Origin of the sequence: Neobacillus drentensis (assembly GCF_036965645.1) — a bacterium.
Lineage (GTDB): Bacteria > Bacillota > Bacilli > Bacillales > Cytobacillaceae > Neobacillus > Neobacillus drentensis_D.
Genome location: NZ_JBALPZ010000191.1, coordinates 1 through 2,051, shown reverse-complemented (window position 1 = coordinate 2,051; position 2,051 = coordinate 1). Strand labels below are relative to the sequence as shown.

Here is a 2,051-nt window from a genome sequence, read left to right as displayed (position 1 = left end):
ATATAATATAGTTTAAATTATTTATATCAATAGTTGTTAAAATTAATAATTAACATTCATATATAGGTTATATAATCCTATATTATATGTACCCCTAAAATGTAACTTATTCAGAAATCAATTGTTAATATGGTAATTGTTCCAGTTCTATGTCCGCTTTCTTTCCCCATAACGCTTCACTTACCTTTTTATATTCATCCCTATTCAATACTTTGATTTTTTCATAGGGCTGTGGAGTTTTTGAAAATTGATGAAATCCATTTACTTTGTATGTGTTTGCTTTCCTATCCTCTAATCTCATTCCTAAGGAGAAATGTTCTTGATTGTGCTTAACTTCAATCATTCTATATTTTCTTAATGCACCTATGTAGTTATCTAAAGTTGTTTCTGGTAATGATGTTTCCTTTGCCAATTTATCTAGAGATACATCCCATCCTTTGATAAAAATATCATTCATTCTTTTAATGTAAGAGTATAGGTAAAATCCAATTGTTCCAAGTTGGTCGTTATCCACACAAAATACGAACACTTCAAATGGAACACTGTGTGTATTTTCAAATTGATAAAACGTTCCATCTGTTTCCCCTTGTTCGTATCTGTTAAATGCTTTAACTGGATACTTGACAGTGAATTTTCTTGATAAATTTAAAACAGCTAAATATTCCTTATTGGTTGAATACATTCCAAACTCTAATCCTTCAAATTCATCATATGTCCATGTAGTAGGAAAATCCTTAACTGTTTGTGTGTAGCCTAACTGATCTAACAAACCATGTTTCTTAATCAAGTAATCTAATTTTTTATATTTTTGGTTGTAACCTAAAATTTCTTTCATTTTGATATTGTCAACAAAACCATTAGTTGATAAATGTTTAGCATATCTGTAAATCCATGTTGTAAGGTATGTATAGGAATATGCGAAAGCAAGATGTGAACTACTATTTGGAATAGCAACCTTTAAATCATTGAATATTTCATTGGGCATAAAGATAATCTCTTTGTCTGTGAATTGTAACAGTTCTTCAATTTGTTCATATTTCATTTTTGTTCCTTCTCCCTTCTTGATGTTTGATTAATTTTTATTAAGCATTTATCACTCCCCTTCAAATCTGATAAAACTCTTGTTTTATTTGGTGCTTTTCTACATGTTGTAGATAAGCTAATTTATTTCATTCCAATTTATATTTTTAGAAAAATTGGATTGATTTTTGATATACCTTGTTGTATACTTTGATTAAGAGTTTTTAAAGTTATATAGTTATCAAAGGACAAAACAGTACAAGAAAGCAGACATGCCACAAGAAAATAATGTAGCACGTCTATTTAAGTTTACATGATGAATTAAATATGCTTATTGTTAGTCAGTGTATTAACGCTGGCTTATTTATTTTTTAAAAATATTTTGAAAATCGTTAAGGTTATTTTGTGTTAGTGTTTGGATAGCCGGACTAATATTTGTAAATTCCGGAAGATCCACTTTTATGTTTTTTATTGAAGAAAACTTCTTTAATCCGGTAATTTGTTTGATTTTACTTTCAATAAACTGTTTTATTTCCCTGTCAAATGATATATTTTTATCTTTGTTTGATTCTATGTAGTCAAGTAATTTAGCTTGATCATCATCAGTAGTAAAACACTCCATAACACAAGCAAAGGCTTTATTTGTTATATCGAATTGTTTAGACCTTTCGTTTAATGTTTCATACTGCTCAATTGTCATTGTAACGAGTGGGTAGTTTTGATTTTTCATTAATTTTTCCTCTCTTCGTCATTAATTTTTCTTAGCGTTTTGATCAAAAAGAAAATCTACTTCCAGCATTTCACACAATCTGTAAATCTTTGATTCTCTAATTTCAGCTTTACCATTTAAATATTTATTCAATGTTACTGGATGCAACCCAACTTCACTGGGTATGTAGTTCTGCTTAAATCCTTTCTTTTTAATGTTTTCCTTAATAAGCCGCCCATTCATTTCATCACCCCCCTAAGCTACTTTCATTATAGCAAATTCGGTAAAAACGAATATTAATTCAATGATAGTAATATTTATT

At 28.6% G+C, this 2,051-nt stretch carries 3 protein-coding genes; all 3 read right to left on the bottom strand.

Going from position 1 to position 2,051, the window contains the following annotated elements; genetic code table 11:
- Positions 1-124: 124 nt before the first annotated feature.
- Positions 125-1,042, bottom strand: a complete 918-nt coding sequence (locus V7266_RS27455; protein WP_335472391.1) for a hypothetical protein — start codon at positions 1,040-1,042, stop codon at positions 125-127.
- A 342-nt stretch (positions 1,043-1,384) separates the two neighbouring features.
- A complete protein-coding gene (locus V7266_RS27450; protein WP_335472390.1) occupies positions 1,385-1,750 on the bottom strand; it encodes a hypothetical protein in 366 nt (121 codons plus the stop codon).
- A 21-nt stretch (positions 1,751-1,771) separates the two neighbouring features.
- Positions 1,772-1,972 (bottom strand): helix-turn-helix domain-containing protein, encoded by a 201-nt coding sequence (locus V7266_RS27445; RefSeq protein ID WP_335472389.1) that lies wholly within the window; start codon positions 1,970-1,972, stop codon positions 1,772-1,774.
- Between the last annotated feature and the right edge of the window lie 79 nt (positions 1,973-2,051).

Bases quoted from the DNA above. Each gene is read 5' to 3' on its own strand.
- V7266_RS27455 (WP_335472391.1), bottom strand. From the start codon at position 1,042: ATGAAATATGAACAAATTGAAGAACTGTTACAATTCACAGACAAAGAG.
- V7266_RS27450 (WP_335472390.1), bottom strand. From the start codon at position 1,750: ATGAAAAATCAAAACTACCCACTCGTTACAATGACAATTGAGCAGTAT.
- V7266_RS27445 (WP_335472389.1), bottom strand. From the start codon at position 1,972: ATGAATGGGCGGCTTATTAAGGAAAACATTAAAAAGAAAGGATTTAAG.